This is a genomic window from Amycolatopsis sp. NBC_00345 (genome assembly GCF_036116635.1).
Lineage (GTDB): Bacteria > Actinomycetota > Actinomycetes > Mycobacteriales > Pseudonocardiaceae > Amycolatopsis.
The window spans coordinates 880120-898194 of record NZ_CP107995.1 but is presented as its reverse complement, the minus strand read 5'-3'; the positions used below and the strand labels follow the sequence as shown (position 1 = coordinate 898194).

The following is an 18075-nucleotide window of genomic DNA, read 5'->3' as shown; positions in this document are numbered from 1 at the left end:
ACGGCGGAGACGGCCGTCACCCGCGCCGCGGGATCCCCACGTCCACCGTGACCAGGCCGTGATCGGTCGTGATGGCGTGCCAGTACGGCCGGCCGCGGTCGTCTGCGCCCGCGTACGTGGTGCGGGAGCTGCCGTCGGACTCCGTGTTGACGCCGTTCGTGCGCGCCAGCACGCCGGACGAGCCGAGCCATTCGCGTGACGCCGAAACCGGCCACCACGACCGGCCGTCGCCGGTGAGGTCGGACAGCTGCATCGTCATGTCCACCGCGCCGGTGAGCCGGAAGTTCTGGTCGTCGACGTAGTTCGCGGCCGAGGCGTCCACCGTGAGCGGGTACGACCAGTCGTGCCGCGCCGCCGAGCGCACCTTTCCGTCCATTATGGACACCGAGGTCTGCCGCCCGGCGTCGGACTGCACCACGTGCTGCGTCAGGCCGGCAGCCGTCACGTCGTCGCTGTTGCGGTAGTCCCGCGTGCGCTCCACCCGCGTGGAGACGCGTCCCGCGGAGGTGTCGAGGTAGCCCGCGGTCACGTCGTCGCGGTGCGCGGTCACGGTGGCGTTCACCCCGCCCGCGATGTCCTTCACCACCGTCTGCTTCGGCGCCACCGGGGCGACGTCGTCCTGCGTCAGCGCGCCGGACGTCCGCGCGGCGTGGTGGTCGGTGTCGAGCAGCAGGGTCGCCACCACGCTCCAGGAGCCGCCGATGTCCGGCACGGTGAACGATAGGTCGTGCGCGCCGCCGTCGACGAGCCGCCCGGCGAACGGCGTGATGTCGAGCGTCTCGGCGTGCAGGCTGAACGTGCCGATCGCGACCACCGGCCGCCACAGCGTGGGCACGATGCCGCCGGAGTAGATGTGCGGGAACGTCTGCACGCCGCCGATCGGGGCGCCGTCGAGCGCCGCGTTCGCCTCGCGGAACGGGCCGTGCCCGCACATGTTCGCGGCCGGGTACTTCGCGGCGACCTCGTCGGGCACGTCGTCGAACCACTGCTCGTCGCAGGCGCCACCCTCCAGCGTCACCTCGAGCCGGGCGCCGGTGATGTTGCGCGGCAAGTCCTTCGCGGCGAAGTGGACGGTGGCGGCGCCGGGCGCCGCGTCGGCGTGCGGGAAGCCGACGACGCGGTCGGCCGTCGCGGGCGCCGGGTGCGCGTGGTCGGCGCGGTAGTAGGTGAGCGTGACGGTCTGCGCGTAAACACCGGTGTAGACGTCGGAGGTGTAGTTGCCGATGCCGCCGGTGAACGGCTGCGGGGTGCGCAGCAACGCGGTGTACGGCGTCAGGTCCTTGTCGAAGTGGTACGTGATCGCGCGGTGGCCCTCGCCGCTGGGCTCCTCCGTGGTGCCCCACCACACCTCGGTGCCGCCGATCAGGAGGTCGCCGATCCGGTCGTACTGGCGGCCGCTGACCGTCACGGTCTGGTCCAGCACGACCTTCGCCCACGGCCCGGGGCAGCTCTTCGGCGGCGTGAGCGTGCCGGAGAACGTCTGCGGGCTGCCGTCGGCCGCGTTGGAGGGGAACTTGTCGGCCAGCGACACGGTGCAGTGCGGGGCGTCCGGGCGGCTGACCGCCGGCGCGGGCGAGACCGGGTTGTCGGTGTCGCCCTCCAGCACGGGACCGGCCGAGGCGACCGCCCCGGTGAGGAACCAGGCCAGCACGACAGTCGACAGGAAAACGAGAATCCGCACCCGGGCTCCTCCCAGAATGAGCAAACCACGCTGATGCTAGCCGCGAACCCGTCGTCCCGTCATGCCCTGAAGGCCACCATGAGGGACCTGAAATGCCCTCAAGGCCACCATGAGGGACCTAGATGCCCTCAAGGTGGCCTTCAGGGCACGCCGCAGTAATGTGGGCGACCGGCTGCGCTGCCCCTTGCGCAGGCGTGCCCCGGGGTCTCAGCCGGGCAGCAGCTCCTCCACCGCGGCCCGCGCCTCGGTGCCCCGCCCGGCGAAGTCCTTGCGCGCGAGGAACTCCGGCAGCTCAGCGGGGGTGAGACCCAGGTAGGGCGCGGCCTGCCGGGCGAGGTCGGCCGCGTCCGTGGCCAGTTCGAAGCCGACCAGCACGTCGGTGTACGAAGCCCACAGCGCGGGTGCGTCGATCAGCTCCCGCACGGTCCGCGGCTTGACCTTACGAGCCTCGGCCGCCGCGCACGGGTCCGCCACCGTCCACGAATGCCGCCCGTGCGTGACGTGGACGGGCTCCGCGCCGGGCACGTGCACCGTGGCCGAGGCGCCCGCCGGGACGACGACGTCGAGCGTGAACCGGCCGTCCTCGCGCCGCCACGAAACCGAGGCCTCGCCGTAGGGCGTCTCGTGCCGCGCCCACGCGTGCGTCAACGCCGCGTCCGGCCGCGGCCGGACCTCCAGCGAGCGGTAGCCCGGCGACGACGGCGCGAGACCGGCGACGGTCCGGTGCAGCCAGTCCGCGACGGCGCCGAGCGCGTAGTGGTTGAACGACGTCATCTCGCCCGGGTTCACCGAGCCGTCCGGCAGCATCGAGTCCCAGCGCTCCCAGATCGTGGTGGCGCCCATGGTCACCGGGTAGAGCCACGACGGGTTGCCGCGTTCCAGCACCAGCCGGTACGCGAGGTCGGGCCGCCCGGACGCGGTCAGCGCGTCCGCGATCAGCGGCGTCCCGACGAACCCGGTGCCGATGCGGAAACCGCTGGCGCGCACCAGATCCGCGAGCCTGCGGGCGGCCACGGCGCGCTGCCCGGCCTCCGGCAGGAGCGCGAACTCCAGCGCCAGCGCGTACGCCGTCTGCGCGTCGCTCACTACGCGCCCGGAGCCCGTGACGTACTCCCGCGCGAAAGCCTCCCGTGTACGTGCGGCGATGTCCGCGTACGTCGCGGCGTCCTCGTCGAGGCCCAGTAGGCGCGCGGCGTCCGCGACGATGCCCGCCGAGTGCGCGAGGTAGGCCGTGGCGACCACGTCCGGGTCGGCCTTCGCCGCGAACGGGTCGTCCGGCGGCGCGTCCGGGTCCAGCCAGTCGCCGAACTGGAAGCCGCCCGCCCAGACGCCGCCGGTGGTCGCCGCCGCCATCCGGTCGACCCAGCCGCGCATGCTGGGGAACTGCCGCCGCAGCACCTCGACGTCGCCATAACGCTGGTGCAGCACCCACGGCACGACGGTCGCGGCGTCGCCCCACGCCGTCGCGGCGGGCGATTCGGTGTGCAGCACGTCGGGCACCACGAACGGCACGGAGCCGTCCTCGGACTGCTCCGCCGCCAGGTCCTTCAGCCACGAAGACAGGAACCCGGCGGTGTCGAACAGGAACGAGGCGGTCGGCGAGAACACCTGGATGTCACCGGTCCAGCCGAGCCGCTCGTCGCGCTGCGGGCAGTCGGTGGGCAGGTCGAGGAAGTTGCCGCGCATGCTCCACACCACGTTCTCGTGGAAGCGCTCCAGCAGCGGCTCCGAGCAGCCGAACCAGCCGGTGCGGCGCAGGTCGCTGCCCACCACGACGGCCTCGACGTCGGCCGTGGCGAGGCCTTCGACGCCGGTGACCTCGGCGTAGCGGAAGCCGTGGAAGGTGAACTCCGGCGCCAGCACCACCTCGGCGTCGTCGTCGAGCACGTACGAATCGGTCGCCTTCGCGCTGCGCAGGGGCCGGGTGCCCAGCTCGCCGTGTTCGAGCACCTCGGCGTGCCGCACGGTCACCTCCTGGCCGGCCCGCGCGCCGCGGACCTTGAGCCGCACCCAGCCGACGAGGTTCTGCCCGAAGTCCACCAGCGTGGCGCCGGACGGCGACGTCGAGACCGTCACGGCGGGCAGCACCTGCGTCACCCGGACCGGCGGGCCGTCCGGGGCGACGAGCGCACCGGGCGGGTCCGGCAGCACCGCCACACCGTCCACAACGGACTCGTGCGGGCGGAGTTCGGTGCGCTGGCCGTCGTAGAGGTCGTTGTCGACGACGCCGCTCTCGTGCGCGGTCCACCGCTCGTCGGTGGCGACGACCTCAGTGGTGCCGTCGTCGTAGCGGACCTCCAGCTGCGCCAGCAGGGCCACGCGGTCGCCGTACACGCCGCGCTGGCCGGTCCAGCCGAGGCGGCCGCGGTACCAGCCGTTGCCCAGCAGCACTTCGAGGCGGTTCTCGCCCTCGCCGATCAGCGCCGTGACGTCGTGCGTCCGGTACCGCAAACGATTGCGGTAACTGGTCCAGCCCGGGTCGAGCACCTCGTCGCCGATCCGCGAGCCGTTGAGCGTGGCCGAGTGGACGCCGAGCGCGGTGACGTAGAGCCGGGCCGACGCGACGGCCGCGCGCGATGTCCACTTGCGACTCAGCACGGGCGCACGCCCGCCGATCGCGCCAAGCGCGCGCGGGCTGACGAACCGGGCGGTCCAGTCCCCCGCGTCCAACAGGCCCGCCTCGACGGGTGTCGGTTCGCTCCAGTCGCTCCAGCTCTCCCCCGAGGCGACGCGGACGCGGACGACCGCGCGGGCCCGTGATGCCAGCGGCTCGAACGGCCACGGCACCAGCACCTGCTCGCCGGACTCGACGCGGACGGGGGCGCCGCCGTCGCGCTCCACCTCGTACGCGGTCTGCGCCCAGCCGGGGTCCTCGGTCCGGACCTGCCAGGAGATCCGCGGCTCGGCCGTGCCGACGCCGAGCGCGGGATCGAGGTGTTCGAAGCGGACGGCTGCGACGACGCTGACGGCCAAGGCGTCCTCCTTGACGCGGGGCGGCGCGCGGCCATCCCCTGGCTTGAAACGTATCAATCACCGGGCTGAGCGAGCGTAACCAGTCCGTGGACGGGGAATCAACCCCCAGCCGCACCACGCCGAGTCCGGCTGGCTATGCCGGATCGTTTCAGCTACCGTCGGGAAGCCGCCGTCGCGGGGACTCGCCTTCCGGGCCCGCCCGCCCCGCGGAATCCTGGTCGACGCGCCGGGAACCCTGACCTCTGAAACGTTTCATATGCGTGTTACGCTGGCCTTGAGTTCTCGAAGACTTGAGGGAGGGCCGTGGTCGGCATCAAGGACGTGGCCAGGCAGGCCGGCGTCTCGATCGGCACGGTGTCCAATGTGGTCAACCGCCCGCACGTGGTCGCCACCGCCACGCGCAACCGCGTGCTGTCGGTGATCCAGGAGCTGGGCTACGTCCGCGACGAGTCCGCGCGGCAGCTGCGCGCGGGCCGCAGCCGGATCATGGCGCTGCTGGTGCTGGACCTCGGCAACCCGTTTTTCGTCGACGTCGCCCGCGGCGCCGAGGAGGCCGCGCACGACGAGGGCCTCAACATCATCACCTGCAACAGCGGCCAGCGGGTGGAGACCGAGGCGTCGTACCTCGCGATGCTCGCCGAGCAGCGGGTCCGCGGGGTGCTGCTGAGCCCGGTCGACACCGCCGGCGACGCGATGCAGGCGTTCCGGCGCAGCGGGATCCCGTACGTGTTCGTGGACCGCAAGGTGCCCGCGGAGGACGCCAGCTCGGTGTCGGTGGACGACGTCGCCGGCGGTGAGCTCGCGGCGCGGCACCTGCTGGAGACCGGGCACCGGCGGATCGCGTTCGTCAACGGCCCGATGCTGCTCACCCAGTGCCGCGACCGCGACCTCGGCCTGCGCTCCGGGCTGGCCGGATCCGGCGCCGAGCTGTCCGTGCTGGAGGCGATCGGCCTGGACGTCACGTCCGGCCGCGACGCCGGCGCGCGCCTGCTCGGCATGAGCCCCCGCCCGACGGCCGTGTTCTGCGCCAACGACCTGCTCGCCCTCGGCGTCCTGCAGGCGATGGTCGGCGCGGGCATCCGCGTCCCGGCCGAGATGGCGATCGTCGGCTACGACGACATCGAGTTCGCGGGCGCGGCGGCGGTCCCGCTGACGTCCGTGCGCCAGCCCGCGCTGCGCCTCGGCCGCACCGCCGCGAGCCTCCTGCTCGCCGAAACCGGCGACGAGCCGCCGCAGCGGCGGCAGGTCGTCTTCACCCCGGAACTCGTGGTCCGCGAATCGACCCGCGTCCGCCTGGCGTGAAAGGCCGTCAAGGCCTCCTTACCCGCGTAGCACGCGGGTAAGGAGGCCTTGACGGACAACCCGGGCGAGGGCCAGTCCCCCGCCGGAGGTCCCTGAAGGCCACCTTCAGGGTCGTATCCGCCCTCATGGTGGCCTTCAGGGCATCCGCAGGGGTCAGCCCTCCCCCAGCGCGAGCGCGACGGCGCCCAGCAGGGAGGCGTCCTGGTCGAACCGCGCCGACACCAGCTCGGGCGGGAACGGCACGGCCGCGGCCAGGCGGTCGCGCAGGGCGGGCAGCAGCACGTCGGCCGAGCGGACCAGCCCGCCGCCCACCGCGACGCGCTGCGGGTCGAACGCGATCGCCAGGTTGGCCACGTGCATGGACAGCTCGTCGAGCGCCGCCGTGACCAGCTCCTTGGCCTGGGTGTTCTCCCGGGCCAGCGCGAACAGCTCGCCGGCGGTGACCGGGCGGCCGAGCAGCGCGCTCGCCCGGCTGCCCAGCCCACGCCCGCCCACGGCTTCCTCCAGCGGCGCCGCTCCGCTGGCGAAACCGTCGGTGTCCGGTGGGGCGAGCAGGTTGTAGCCGATCTCGCCCGCGGCCCCGTTGGCACCGGTCAGCAGCCGGCCGCCGACCAGCACCGCCGCCGCGATGCCGGTGCCCAGCGAGAGGAACACCGCCGGGTCGGCCCCGGCGAGCGCGCCCCACTTCCACTCCGCCAGCGCCGCCGCCTTCGCGTCCGTGCCGACCGCGACCGGCACGTCCGGGAACTCGGCGGCCACCAGCTCCTTCAGGTGCAGCCGCTCCCACCCCGGCACGTTCGGCGCGAGGAGGATGCGGTCCGGCAGCACGATCCCGGGGCTGACGACGCCGACCGAGCCGGGCGACGCGTGCTCGTCCGCGACCAGGGACCTGGCCTCGGCGAGCGCGCGCGTCACCACCTGCTCGGCCCCCGCCGCCGCGTCGGTGTCCAGCCGGCGCGTGGCCAGCAGGGTGCCGTCACGGCCGGCGAGGCCCAGCGCCACCTTCGTGCCGCCGAAATCGATGCCGAGGACCAGTTCTTCGGACCTCACTCGCGGGTCCCCTCGATCCGCGGCGGGACGGCCGCATGACCACCGCCGTGCCTACCGGCGGGCACCACGACGCGGCCGGTGTTGAACCCGTCGACGCTGATCACCGGCGCCGCGCCGTGCAGGTCCGCCGCCCGGTAGCTGACGGTCAGCGTCTGCGACTGCCCGGGCCACAACGTGATGTCGTTGTCGTCCCAGGTCGCCGCGGCCAGCTGGTTGTCACCGGCGGCCTCGTGCCCGTCCGGCGTGCCCCGGCGGACGTCGGCCCGCAGGAAGAACCCGACGGCCGGGGTCTTCGACGTGTTGGTCACCGTGACCGTGGTGGCGGTGTCGGCCCCGTCCGGACCGGGCGCGGCCTTCGTCGTGGCCTGCACGCCGATCTGCGACTTCGGCAGGTCCTGCAGCGCCGTGAGGTCGCTGTACTGGCTCAGCGTCGCCTGCGGCTGGCCCAGGGTCTTGCCCCAGTCGACGACGTCCTTCTGCGTGGACATCCAGTAGACGTTGCGGTCGACGACCTTGCCGCCCTGGCTGACCTGCAGCTCGACGAAGTACACCTGCGCCTTGGCCGGCGCCTTCGTCTCGGCCGGCACCTTCGGCTTCAGCAGGCCGGTCAGCACGCCCTGGCTGCCGAGCGAGACGTTCTTCGCGGTCTGGTCGTCGAGCACCTTGCCCGCGGTGTCGTAGACCTTCGCCTGCACCGAAAGCCCGGACTGCGTGGTGGCGCCGAGGTTGTCGACGGTCACCGTGCCGGTGTCGTAGCCGTAGAGCGCGTGCAACGGCTTGTTGGCCTTCTTCGCGCCGTAGAACGCGCCCGGCTGGTCGCCGTCGTCGTTGTACAGCGACCAGAGCAGCGTCGGCCAGCCCTTGTTCAGCTGCCAGTAGACGACGCCGGTCGACGGGTTCTTCTTGTCCGTGGAGTGCGCCAGGAAGGACTCGAACTGCGAGCGGGTGTTCTCGTAGTTCGCGATCTGCGCGGACTCCACATAGGACTCCAGCGAGTCCCACTGGCAGTACCGGTGGGTGATGGAGTTGTCCAATGTGTACAGCGTGCCGAACGCGTAGCCGCCGTGGTCGGGCTCGAAGTTGGCGTGGTACTGGTTGTACGCCGGGTCCTGCCACAGCTTCGCCTGCTCCGTCGGCGAGAGGAACCGCTTGATCGAATCCAGCGTCGGCACGGTGTGCCCGGCGCTCTGCTCGCTGGCGAAGCCCCACGAACCGCCCGCGTTGGTACGGCTGGAGTCGTCGCTGTCGAAGTGCGAGGTGTCGTACCAATAGGACGGCGGGACCCAGTCGTACGGCCCCTCCTTCTCCCCCGAGCTGCCCAGCGTCGGCGTGCTCTTGTACTCCGCCGAAGCGATGATCGGGACCTGGAAGTCCGCGTCCTTGAAGGCTTTCAGGCTCTCGGTCTCCTGACGCGCGACCGGCGCGTTGTCGCTCCAGCCGTAGACGATGACGCTCGGGTGGCTGCGCTCGCGCTGGCCGATCGAGTAGGCCGAGTCGTGCATGATCGTGTAGTCGCGCTCGGTCAGCTTCGAGACGTCCTCGGGCTGCCAGGCGTCACAGCACATGAAGCCGCCGAGCACCAGCAGCCCGGCGCGGTCGGCCTGGTCGTAGAAGTCCTGCGGCATGTCGTGGCCCTCGAGCCGGACGCCGGACAGGCCCATGTTCTTGATCAGCGCGAGCTGGTGCGCGGTGTCGGCCTTGTCGTAGTGCAGGAACAGGTCCGGCGCGAAGCCGCCGCCGCGGAACACGAAGTCCTTGCCGTTGACGGCGAACTTGCGCGCGCCGTCGGGCAGCGGGGCGGACTTGCCGATCAGCTTCGAGGTCACCGTGCGGATGCCGAAGGTGTCCGACGACGACGTGGACAGCACGCCGCCTTCGGAGACCGCCGTGCCCAGGGTGTACAGGGGCTGCGCGCCCATCGAGTACGGCCACCACACCTGCGGCTTGCGGATCTTCAGCTGCGGGAACTTCGCCGGCGTGAACGTCACGGTCTGCTTGCCGTGCGAGGGAACCGTGACGGACTGCTCGGCCACGATCGGCGCGCCCCCGCCCGCGGGCGGGGTGACGGTGGCCGCGACGTGACCGGTCTGCGCGGTGGCCGCGGTGTTCGTGACGTCCACCTTCACCGTGAGCGAGGACGTCGACAGGTCGGCCGCGTTGTCCTGCACCACGTGGGCGTTGTCGCCGGTGAGCGCGTCGGACAGCTGCAGCGTCGGCGGGTACTGGAGGCCGGTGTTGTTGTCCGGCGGGATCTGGCTCCAGTCGGCCTCGTCGAGGGTGTACATCTTCGTCGGGTCGTTCGGGTAGACCTTGATCGCCAGGCTGTTCTTGCCCGGCTTCAGCAGCTTCGAGACGTCGAAGGTGTGCCCGGCGAACGCGCCGCTCACCACGTCCTTGCCCGCCACCAGCGTGCCGTTGACCCAGACGTCGCCCTCGCCGACGATGCCGGGAATGGTCAGCTTCGCGGCCTTGCCCGCGGTGAACGACGGGTCGAAGTCCGTGCGGTACCACCACGGGTCGGAGAACGGCTTCGTCACCACGGGCCCGAGCTTGCTGACGGAGCCGAAGCACTTGCGCAGGTTGTCGGAGTAGAAGACGTCCGGGCACTTGCCGTTCTGCACCAGCGCGTTGATCTCGGTGCCGGGCGCGCCGGCGTCGTCCGGCTTCACCGGCAGCCAGCCCGCGGTGGAGTAGCCGGGGGCGGACACCTTGGCCCCGCCGTCCTTGACGCTCGCGGTGGTGAGCACCTGCCAGCCGGCCAGGCCGATCGTGGACAGCCCGTGCGGCCGGGCGGTGGCCTGCGGCGTCACCTGCGCCGAGGCCGGGGTGGCCACGCTCAGCACCCCGGGCACCAGGATCAGCGCGGCGGCCGCGGCGATCCTGGCCATGGGCGGTTTCCTCATGCCTGAGCCCCTTCGGTGTTCGTGGTGTCCGCCGAAGCGAACGCCTCACGGATGTCCTTCGGCCCGAACGGCCACGTCTTCTCGGCCGCCGCGTAGATCAGGAAGGCGACGACACCGAGCACGATCCACGCGATGGTCAGGAAAATCGAGAGCCAAGTGGCGGAAACGAAGATATACACCCAGCCGATGAGCGCGATGATCGTCGGGATCGGGTAGAGCCACTGCCGGTACGGCCGTTCGAGCCGCGGCTGACGGCGGCGCAGCACCCAGATCGCGGCGACCTGCGCGAGCGACTGGATGATCACGAGCACCGTGACGGCGGCGTTGATGACGTCGGTCAGCGTGAACAACGAGCCGATCGCGGTGATCACGCCCATGGTGATCACGCCCGCGGTGGGCAGGTTCAGCCGCGGGTGCAGCTTGGCGAAGATCGGCAGGAACACCTTGTCTCGCGCGGCTTCGAACGGCACGCGCGAGCCGCCGAGCAGGCCGGCGAACACCGAGCCGATGGCCGCGATGACGATGAAGACGGTGATCACCTTCGCGGTGACCGTGCCCCACGCCTGCTCCAGCACGCTGGAGGCGACCGACGTCGCGCTCTTCAGCTCCTCCAGCGGGATCGAGCCGAGCACGCCCACCTGCAGCAGGAAGTACAGCGACATGATGCCGAGGATGGAGAAGATGATCGAGCGCGGCAACGTCCGGCCGGGGTTGCGCACCTCGCCGCCGAGGTAGGCCGAGGTGTTGTAGCCGAGGTAGTCGTAGATGGCGATGATCAGGCCGGCGCCGAGGCCGCCCCAGAACGCGCCGCCCGAGCCGAACGCGCCGGGGGTGAAGGCGAACGCCTGCGCGCCGCTGAAGTGCGAGAACGCCGCGATGATCACGGTCAGCACGGCGAACAGCATGATCACGAACAGCCCGGTGGTGAGCTTGCTGATCTGGCCGATGCGGCGGAACAGCGCGAGCACGATCACCAGGACGATGGCGATGCCGATGACCTTGCCGAGCGGGGTGGTGCCGCCGTCGCCGGTCACGCCGGGGATCAGGTAGCCGAGGTACTGGACGAGGCCGATGATGCCGGTGGACATGATCAGCGGGATGAACAGCACCGCGCTCCACGCGAACAGGAACGGCATCATCCGCCCGGTCCGGTACTGGAACGCTTCGCGGAGGTAGACGTACGTGCCGCCGGCGCCGGGCAGCGCGGCGCCGAGCTCGGCCCACACGAGACCGTCGGCGAGGGCGATGATCGCGCCGATGATCCAGCCGAACATCGCCTGCGGGCCGCCCATCGTCGCGACCATCGCGGGGATGGTGACGAACGGGCCGATCCCGCACATCTGCGTCATGTTGATCGCCGTCGCCTGGAGCGGCCCGATCTTGCGTTCGAGGCCGGTGGGCGAAAGGTCCGCCGCCCCCGGGCCCCCCGAACGGGTGGGTGAGCTCACGTCGTGCCTCCATCCGATAGTTAGTAAAGCTTCTTAACATAAGATGTACGGGGCGGGAAGGGATCCGTTCGTAAAGTTGTGGAAACACGAGCATGGCGAGGACGGGGAAAGCGTGACAGCGGACGGCGCACGAGGGGACGAGCCGCAGGTGGCGGAGGTGACACGGGAACCAGTGTCGCGCCTGGGCGCGGAAACGGCGGGCCGTGGCGGTGCGGGCGGTGCGAGCGGTGGGGCGTCAGGGCGGCGTAGGGCGCGCGGGCCGGCGGGTTCGGGAGTGGGAGCTGCGGGCGGCGGCTCGGGCGGTGAGGCGCAAGGAAGGGGTGCGGCGCGGGGGCCGCGATCGATACCGGCGGCGGAAACGGGGCGGGGGCGGCAAAACGGGCTCGGCGCGCAAGCGGGACACGGGCCGCAGGCCAGGATCGGCGAGCAAGCCGGACACGGCACGCGAGCCGAGCACGGAGGACCAGCAGGACCCGGCCCCTCCACTGCGCGAGGCGGGCCCGGCGCACAAGCCGGGCTCGGCTCTCAAACCAGGCTCGGCGCGCAAGCCGGGCCCAACATCTCCCCCGCGCAAGCCGGACACGGCCCACAGGCCGGACACGACGCGCAGGCCAGGCTCGGCCCCCAAGCCGGACTCGGCTCCTCCCCAGCGCAAGCCGGGCCCGGCCCCGAGCCCCAGCACTCCCCCACAGCCCTGTCGTCACTCCAGGCCCGGCCGTCACCCCAGTCCCGGTTGTCCGCCGAGCCCCGGTCGATCGGGCCCGGCCCGCAAGTCGGGACGCCCGCGAGCATGCGGGCGCTGAACCAGCGCCTGGTGCTGCAACGGTTACGCGACCAGGGTCCCGCGACCCGGCCGCAGATCGCCGGGGAGACCGGGTTGTCGAAGCCCACGGTGGGGCAGGCGTTGCTCGATCTGGAGCAGTGCGGGCTCGTCCGGGCGGCCGGGCACAGCCTGTCCGGGCCGGGGCGCGCGGCCGTGGTGTACCGGGCCGCGCCCGAGGCGGGGCATGTGGCCGCGGTGGACATCGGGCGGCGGTCGATCCGGGTGGCCGTCGCGGATCTCGACGGCAGCATCGTCGCGCGGCTCGACGAGCCGAACCGCTGCCGTTCGGCCGGCGCGCTCGTGCGGACGGTCAGCGGGGCGGTCGCGCGGGCGGTGGCGGCGGCCGGGCTGGCGCCCGGGGACGTCGTCGCCACGGTCGTCGGCACGCCGGGCATCCCGGACGCGCGCACCGGCACCGTGCACCGCGCCCCGAACCTGCCCGGCTGGGAGCGCCGGGGCCTGCTGCACGAGCTGGCGGACGAGCTGTGCGCGCACGGCTCGGAGCTGGTGGTGGAGAACGACGCGAACCTGTGCGCCGTCGGCGAGCACGCGCTCGGCGCGGCGCTGGGGGTCGACGTGCTCGTGTGCCTGACCGTCGGCACCGGTATCGGGATGGGCGTGCTGGTGGACGGCAGGCTGTTCCGCGGCGCCCACGGCGCGGCCGGCGAGATCGCGGACCTGCCGGTGGGCTCCGGCGGCACCCGGGCCAAGCGGCCGGGCCCGATGGAGGACGCCGCGGCGGCCCACGCCGTCGTCGCGCTGGCCCGCGAGCTGGGCGTGCGCAAGGCCCGCACGGCCAAGGACGTCTTCCGCCTCGCCCGCGAAGGCGATCCGCTGGCCCTGCGCGTGGTCGAGGCGGAGGCCGTGCACCTGGCCCACGCGGTGGCCGCGGTGACGGCCGTGCTCGACCCCGGCTTGATCGTCCTGGGCGGCGGCATCGGCGGCAACGCGGACCTGCTCGCCGAGCCGATGCGCCGCGCCCTCGCCGCGACGACGCCGATCACCGCGGAGATCATCGCCGGGCAGCTGGGCTCGGAGGCCGTGCTGGCCGGCGCGATCACCACCGCGCTGGGCACGGCCCGCGAGCTGGTGTTCGACCGCCGCGAGCCGCGCCGGGCCTGAAAGACTCGTGAGTGTTTATGACGGTTAGAACCGTCATAAACACTCACGAGTCCCGCAGCGCCGCCGCCTCGACGAGGCCCAGCAGGGCGGCCAGGTCTTCGTCGAATTCGGTGTCCCAGGCGACGTCCGGGTCGAGCCGGTCGCCGAGGCGGTGGTGGCCGGGCAGGTCGGCCGGGGCGAACCGGGCCCGGCGCGACCGCGCGGCACGGCGGGCCGCGGCGAACCGCCCCTCGACCTCGGACAGCACAAAACCCGCCACGAACGTGGTCAGCAGCCGCTCCAGACGGGGCACGTCCGCGGCCGGCACACCGGCATCGAGCAGCGCCGCATACCAGCGGTCGGTGATCACCAGCGCCTCGTCGGCCGCAGCCGCGCCGGTGGTGAACAGCAAGCCCGCCAGCGCCGGGTGCGCACGCGCGACGGTCCGCAGTCCCCCGGCGAGGCGCCGCAGCCGCTCCAGCGGCGGGAGGTCCGCGCCCGGCTCGGGCAGCAGGCCCATCAGGTGGCAGGCGACGGCGTCGAGCAGGTCGTCCTTGCTGCGGAAATAGCCGTACAACGCCATCGGCGTGAGGCCCAGCCGGGCCGCGACCGCGCGCATCGACACCGCGGCCGGGCCACGCTCCCCGGCCAGCTCCACCGCCGCCCCGACGATCTCCGGACGACGGGCGGCCTTGAGTTTCCGCACGGTCCCGAGTCTGCTGGGCCGATCCCGCCTCCCGCGGCCCAGAAAGCCGAGCGGAACCCGATCGAGCGACAGGTAACCACCGACAGTCACCGCCGACGCCGGACCGATACACCGGAACGGACCCATCCACCACTGTCCACTGTGGTCACCGCGCACTCGGCGTACCGGCGCGTTCCCCGGACAGGCCCGACGGGGCGGCAGCTGGAGAATCGATTCACCCCGGCGCGCCGCGGAGGCGGTTGGCGGCGCCGATCGGGGACCCCATAGTGTTGCCGCGCCAGCCATCCGGAGGTGGAACGCGACGTGCCCGAAGTCGACTACTACGCGGTGCTCGGCGTGGGGAAGACGGCCTCGCCCGCGGAGGTCAAGGCGGCCTACCGCCGGCTCGCCAAGACGCTGCACCCCGACGCCGGGGGCACCGTCGGCACGTTCCAGCTGCTCCGCGAGGCCTACGACACGCTGAGTGACCCGGCCCGTCGCGCCGGGTACAACGCGGGGATCCCCGCCGTGCGCACGCGCCCGGTGGCGCGGCCGAGGCGGCGGCGGTTCAGCGAGGAGCCCGGCTTCGTGCCGGAGCCGCTGGACCTGGCGCCCGAGGACCTCGACTGGTGGGTGTTCGCCGGCGAGGACACGCGCATGCGGCACGGCCGGCGCCGCGGGCCGGGGCACACGCCCGTGGTCGCGGCGGTCACCGGCATGGTGCTCGTGCTGCTGCCGCTGCTCACCGGGGTGGACTTCACGCCGCCGGTGCTCATCGTCTGGCTGCTGCTCACCGCGGGCACCGCGCTGCTGGTGCAGCGCCTCGCGCAGGGCTATCTCGCGGCGCGCAAGGCCCGCGCCGAGTTCGCCGAGGAGTTCGGCGGCACCCCGGTGTTCGGCCACCCGGGCGTCGAGGCCGACGAGCTGGCGGAGCGGCTCACCGCCGACCTGCTCGAGCGCTACCTCACCCGGCTCCCCGGCGCCCGCATCTTCCACGGCCTGTCCTGGCCGGGCTCGGTGTTCGCCGACGTCGACCACGCCGTGCTGTGCGGCAAGCGCCTGGTGCTCGTCGAATCGAAGCTCTGGCTGCCCGGCCACTACGAGACCACGGAAGACGGCCGCCTGCTGCGCAACGGCCGCGCCTTCCGCGGCGGCGGCAGCCGGCTGGCCGAGAGCCTCGACGCCTACCGCGAACTGCTGCCCGGCGTCGCCCTGCGCGGCGCGATGATCGTGTACCCCAGCCGCGAAGGCGAGATCACCACCGCCGACCCGGACGGCGAGCCCGGCCCGCCGATGACCCCGGAGCAGTTCCTGCACGAGATCGGCGGCTGGCTCTCCGCCGAACCGTCCACTGTGGATCACCACGCGCTGCGCGCCGTCCGTGGCCAGGTGGTCGGGAGCGGCCGGGCGGCCTGAGCGGCGGTGCGGCCGGGCGGAACGGTGCCCGGTAAGGGGCTTCCTCACGACCAGTTCCGGCGACGGGCCTCCCCTGTGGAACAGCTCCCCCGCGACGGCTCCTCGCGACCAGTTCCGGCGACTGGCCTCCGATGGACCTCCCCGACGGAACAGCGGGCACCGCGCCCGCCGCAACGTCGCTGCCCCGGCCGGGGCAGCGACGACCAGGCCCGCGCCCGGCTCCGGCTCCGGCTCCGGCTCCGGCTCCGGCTCCGGCCAAGGCGACAACAACCGGCCCCGCGCCCCGGTTCCGGTGACGGCTCCTCCTGATCAGTTCCCGGCGACGGGCCTCCCCGGCGGAACAGCTCCCCCCGCGACGGCTCCTCGCGACCGGTCCCAGACGATGCGCTTCCCGGCGGAACATCTCCCGGTGACCAGTTCCCGGCGAGGCGCCTCCCCTGCGGGGCAGCTCCCGGTGACGGCTCCTCGCGACCAGCCCCCGGCGATACGCCTCCCGGCGAAACAACTCCCCGCGACCAGTCCCCGGCGAGAACCCTCTCCCGCACCAACTCCCCGTGACCAGCCCCAGGCAACCATCTCCCGGTCACGCCGATCTTCCGCTCACACCGACCCGAACCCGGCTTGGCTAATCTCGGTGTATGACCGCCCTCGCCCCGGACCGCCGGCCCGCTCTCCTCGCGATCGGCGGCATCATCGCGCTCGCCGTCGGGGCCCTGCTGGTCCTTGTGCTCGGGCTGGTGCCGCCGACGGACCAGATCAGCGTCACCAGCCGCACGATCAGCGAGTACGGGCTCAGCGACAACAAGTGGGTCTTCGACCTCGCCGTGGTCCTCGTGGCCGTCGGCTCCGCCGTCAGTCTCGCGGTCCTGCGCCTGCAACAGCGGCTGCCCGTCGTCTCCGCGATCTTCGGCGGGCTGTGGACGATCGGGCTGCTTGTCATCGTCGCGTTCCCCAAGACCGACTGGGCCGCGGCCGCCGGATCGGGCGCGGGCGGCACCCTCCACCGCGCCGCCAGCGTCGTCGCGTTCGTCTGCCTGCCGCTGGCCGTCCTGCTCGCCGCGCGCACGACGTTCCCGCATTCACCCCGAAGGCGCTTCGCCGTCCGGTTACTCGCCGCGCTGTCCCTCGGCTGGTTCGGGATCATCCTCGGCGCCGTCGGCGTCGCCGCGATCACCGACGAACGCTGGTGGCAGCTCATCCCGCTCGGCCTCGTCGAACGCGGCATGGCGCTCACCGAACTCGTCGCGCTGGCGGCGCTGGTGGCGCCCGCGCGTCAGCTCACCCCGGCGCGCGTCTAGCCGCTCAGAACGCGTCGGCCTGGGCGAGCTGCTGCTCCAGCGCGTCCGCGCGGGTCACGATCGACAGCAGCGGCCGTTCGAACTCGAGCTCCAGGTCCAGCGCGCCGAGCGGCACGGTGTGCTTGACCAGCGCGATCCCGTCCACCACGGCGGCCCCGCCGACGTTCGACGAGCCCACCAGCTCCAGCAGCCGGCGCAGGTCGATGCGGTCGGCCCAGCCGACCGGCGAGGAGATCTCGGCCCACGCCGTCCCGTCGAGGTCCGGCACCAGGTGCACGGTGACCTGCTGGGTACGGCCGCCCTGGGTGTCGAGCCGGAAGCGCACCCAGCCGTCGACCTCTTCGAGGACCTCGTAGCGCAACCGCACGTAGCTGACCACTTCGGCCCAGCGCGCCGCCGTCGCCGTCTCAACCCCATCGCCCATGGCGCCAGCTTAACCAGACCGGACGACCCGGCGCGGAACCACCACGTCCGCCATCGGGTGCGACACCGCTCGAGGACGGGTCGGGCGGGCTGCCGTCACAGTAGACTGCGGTCCGACAGCGCCGGAGCGCCCAGCCCTTGCCCTCGCGACGATCAACGTCATTCCGAGGCCGCCTCCGGTCCCGGGCCGCAGGTTCCCGCGGCCCGGGTCGCGGTCGGCAGAGCAGGAGCCCGACCGTGATGAAACTCGGCACCCTCGACCCCCGTCGTTTCCGCCGCCCGCAGCCGCCCGCCGGAGTGGTGGCCATTCCGCCGGCCCGGGGCCGGGCCAGACCGCCGACCTCGACGGTCACGGCGATCACGACCTTGAAGATCACCACCGAGTGGCACGGCCGGACGATGGTCCTCGTCCTGGACGGTGACCTCGACCTGCACACCGCGCCCACCGTGCGGGAAGCGATCGAGTCGGCCCTGGCCCAGGGGCCGCGGCGGCTCGTGGTGGACCTGTCCGCGGTCCGGTTCCTGAACTCCGCCGGGCTCACGGTGCTGCTGGACGGGCACCGGGCCGCGGCGTCGCGCACCGACCTGCGGCTGGTCGCCACGACCCGCGCGACCTGGCGCCCGCTGCAGATCACCCGGGTGCACGAGCGCCTGGTCATCCACTCCTCACGGGCCGCCGCCGTCGCCGCTCCCGCCCGGGAGGCCGGCCACGCCCCCGCCGCGCTGATCCTCCCCGGATAGCGGCGGTTTGCGCCGGGAGCCCAGCGGCTATCCGGCGGGAGACGCAGCATCGACGTCAGGGGCGTGCTCATGGCAGGGGACCAGGACCGGCGGATCCGGGACGCGGAACGTGAACTGGACGAGATCAGCCACCACATCAGCGAGGCCAAGGCCGCGGCCAAGGAAGCGCTGCCGGACGAGCAGGAGGAGACCCCGCCCGCCGAAGGGGCCGCTCCCTCCCAGAGCTGACGC

The 18075-nt window shown here is 72.7% G+C and carries 13 protein-coding genes; 6 read left to right on the top strand and 7 right to left on the bottom strand.

Features of this window, described 5'->3' with window-relative positions:
* Positions 1–16 precede the first annotated feature (16 nt).
* Positions 17–1681, bottom strand: a complete 1665-nt coding sequence (locus tag OG943_RS04155) for a peptide-N4-asparagine amidase (protein WP_328608325.1) — start codon at positions 1679–1681, stop codon at positions 17–19.
* Positions 1682–1888: 207 nt separating this feature from the next.
* On the bottom strand, positions 1889–4654 hold the full coding sequence (locus OG943_RS04150; RefSeq protein WP_328608324.1) for a family 78 glycoside hydrolase catalytic domain: 2766 nt from the start codon (positions 4652–4654) through the stop codon (positions 1889–1891).
* Positions 4655–4957: 303 nt separating this feature from the next.
* Between OG943_RS04150 and OG943_RS04145 the strand changes: the two genes are divergently transcribed.
* Entirely contained in the window at positions 4958–5956 is a 999-nt protein-coding gene (locus tag OG943_RS04145; RefSeq protein WP_328608323.1) for a LacI family DNA-binding transcriptional regulator, read from the top strand.
* A gap of 153 nt (positions 5957–6109) precedes the next feature.
* On the opposite strand, the gene OG943_RS04140 is transcribed toward OG943_RS04145, so the two are convergent.
* From OG943_RS04140 to OG943_RS04130, 3 genes are read right to left on the bottom strand one after another with little or no spacing between them, the layout of a single operon-like run.
* Positions 6110–7006, bottom strand: a complete 897-nt coding sequence (locus OG943_RS04140) for an ROK family protein (protein ID WP_328608322.1) — start codon at positions 7004–7006, stop codon at positions 6110–6112.
* Positions 7003–9909 carry a glycosyl hydrolase 2 galactose-binding domain-containing protein gene (locus OG943_RS04135; protein WP_328608321.1) on the bottom strand — a complete coding sequence of 969 codons (2907 nt, stop codon included), beginning with the start codon at positions 9907–9909 and terminating at the stop codon, positions 7003–7005. Before OG943_RS04135 ends, OG943_RS04140 begins: the two co-directional genes overlap by 4 nt.
* Positions 9906–11357, bottom strand: coding sequence for an APC family permease (locus OG943_RS04130; RefSeq protein WP_328608320.1), 1452 nt, complete (start codon positions 11355–11357; stop codon positions 9906–9908). Before OG943_RS04130 ends, OG943_RS04135 begins: the two co-directional genes overlap by 4 nt.
* A gap of 790 nt (positions 11358–12147) precedes the next feature.
* Between OG943_RS04130 and OG943_RS04125 the strand changes: the two genes are divergently transcribed.
* Positions 12148–13302 carry an ROK family transcriptional regulator gene (locus OG943_RS04125; RefSeq protein ID WP_328608319.1) on the top strand — a complete coding sequence of 385 codons (1155 nt, stop codon included), beginning with the start codon at positions 12148–12150 and terminating at the stop codon, positions 13300–13302.
* A 43-nt stretch (positions 13303–13345) separates the two neighbouring features.
* On the opposite strand, the gene OG943_RS04120 is transcribed toward OG943_RS04125, so the two are convergent.
* Entirely contained in the window at positions 13346–13987 is a 642-nt protein-coding gene (locus OG943_RS04120; RefSeq protein WP_328608318.1) for a TetR/AcrR family transcriptional regulator, read from the bottom strand.
* A 303-nt stretch (positions 13988–14290) separates the two neighbouring features.
* On the opposite strand from OG943_RS04120, the gene OG943_RS04115 reads away from it, so the two are divergent.
* Both OG943_RS04115 and OG943_RS04110 read left to right on the top strand, forming a co-directional pair.
* Positions 14291–15382 (top strand): J domain-containing protein, encoded by a 1092-nt coding sequence (locus OG943_RS04115; RefSeq protein WP_328608317.1) that lies wholly within the window; start codon positions 14291–14293, stop codon positions 15380–15382.
* Positions 15383–16020: 638 nt separating this feature from the next.
* Positions 16021–16680: a DUF998 domain-containing protein gene (locus tag OG943_RS04110; RefSeq protein ID WP_328608316.1), complete on the top strand. Its 660-nt coding sequence runs from the start codon at positions 16021–16023 to the stop codon at positions 16678–16680.
* Positions 16681–16684: 4 nt separating this feature from the next.
* Here the strand turns inward: OG943_RS04110 and OG943_RS04105 are convergent, their stop codons facing one another.
* Positions 16685–17104: a hypothetical protein gene (locus tag OG943_RS04105; protein ID WP_328608315.1), complete on the bottom strand. Its 420-nt coding sequence runs from the start codon at positions 17102–17104 to the stop codon at positions 16685–16687.
* 239 nt (positions 17105–17343) lie between these two features.
* Between OG943_RS04105 and OG943_RS04100 the strand changes: the two genes are divergently transcribed.
* Together OG943_RS04100 and OG943_RS04095 are read left to right on the top strand one after the other, a co-directional pair.
* A complete protein-coding gene (locus OG943_RS04100; RefSeq protein WP_328608314.1) occupies positions 17344–17844 on the top strand; it encodes an STAS domain-containing protein in 501 nt (166 codons plus the stop codon).
* Positions 17845–17913: 69 nt separating this feature from the next.
* The gene (locus tag OG943_RS04095; RefSeq protein WP_328608313.1) at positions 17914–18072 is read left to right on the top strand and encodes a hypothetical protein; all 159 of its coding nucleotides are present in this window, start codon (positions 17914–17916) and stop codon (positions 18070–18072) included.
* The last annotated feature ends 3 nt before the right edge of the window (positions 18073–18075 follow it).

Excerpts from the sequence above, each read along its gene's own strand:
- OG943_RS04135 (WP_328608321.1), bottom strand. The coding sequence starts at position 9,909 with ATGAGGAAACCGCCCATGGCCAGGATCGCCGCGGCCGCCGCGCTGATC.
- OG943_RS04125 (WP_328608319.1), top strand. The coding sequence starts at position 12,148 with ATGCGGGCGCTGAACCAGCGCCTGGTGCTGCAACGGTTACGCGACCAG.
- OG943_RS04110 (WP_328608316.1), top strand. The coding sequence starts at position 16,021 with ATGACCGCCCTCGCCCCGGACCGCCGGCCCGCTCTCCTCGCGATCGGC.
- OG943_RS04105 (WP_328608315.1), bottom strand. The coding sequence starts at position 17,104 with ATGGGCGATGGGGTTGAGACGGCGACGGCGGCGCGCTGGGCCGAAGTG.
- OG943_RS04100 (WP_328608314.1), top strand. The coding sequence starts at position 17,344 with ATGAAACTCGGCACCCTCGACCCCCGTCGTTTCCGCCGCCCGCAGCCG.
- OG943_RS04095 (WP_328608313.1), top strand. The coding sequence starts at position 17,914 with ATGGCAGGGGACCAGGACCGGCGGATCCGGGACGCGGAACGTGAACTG.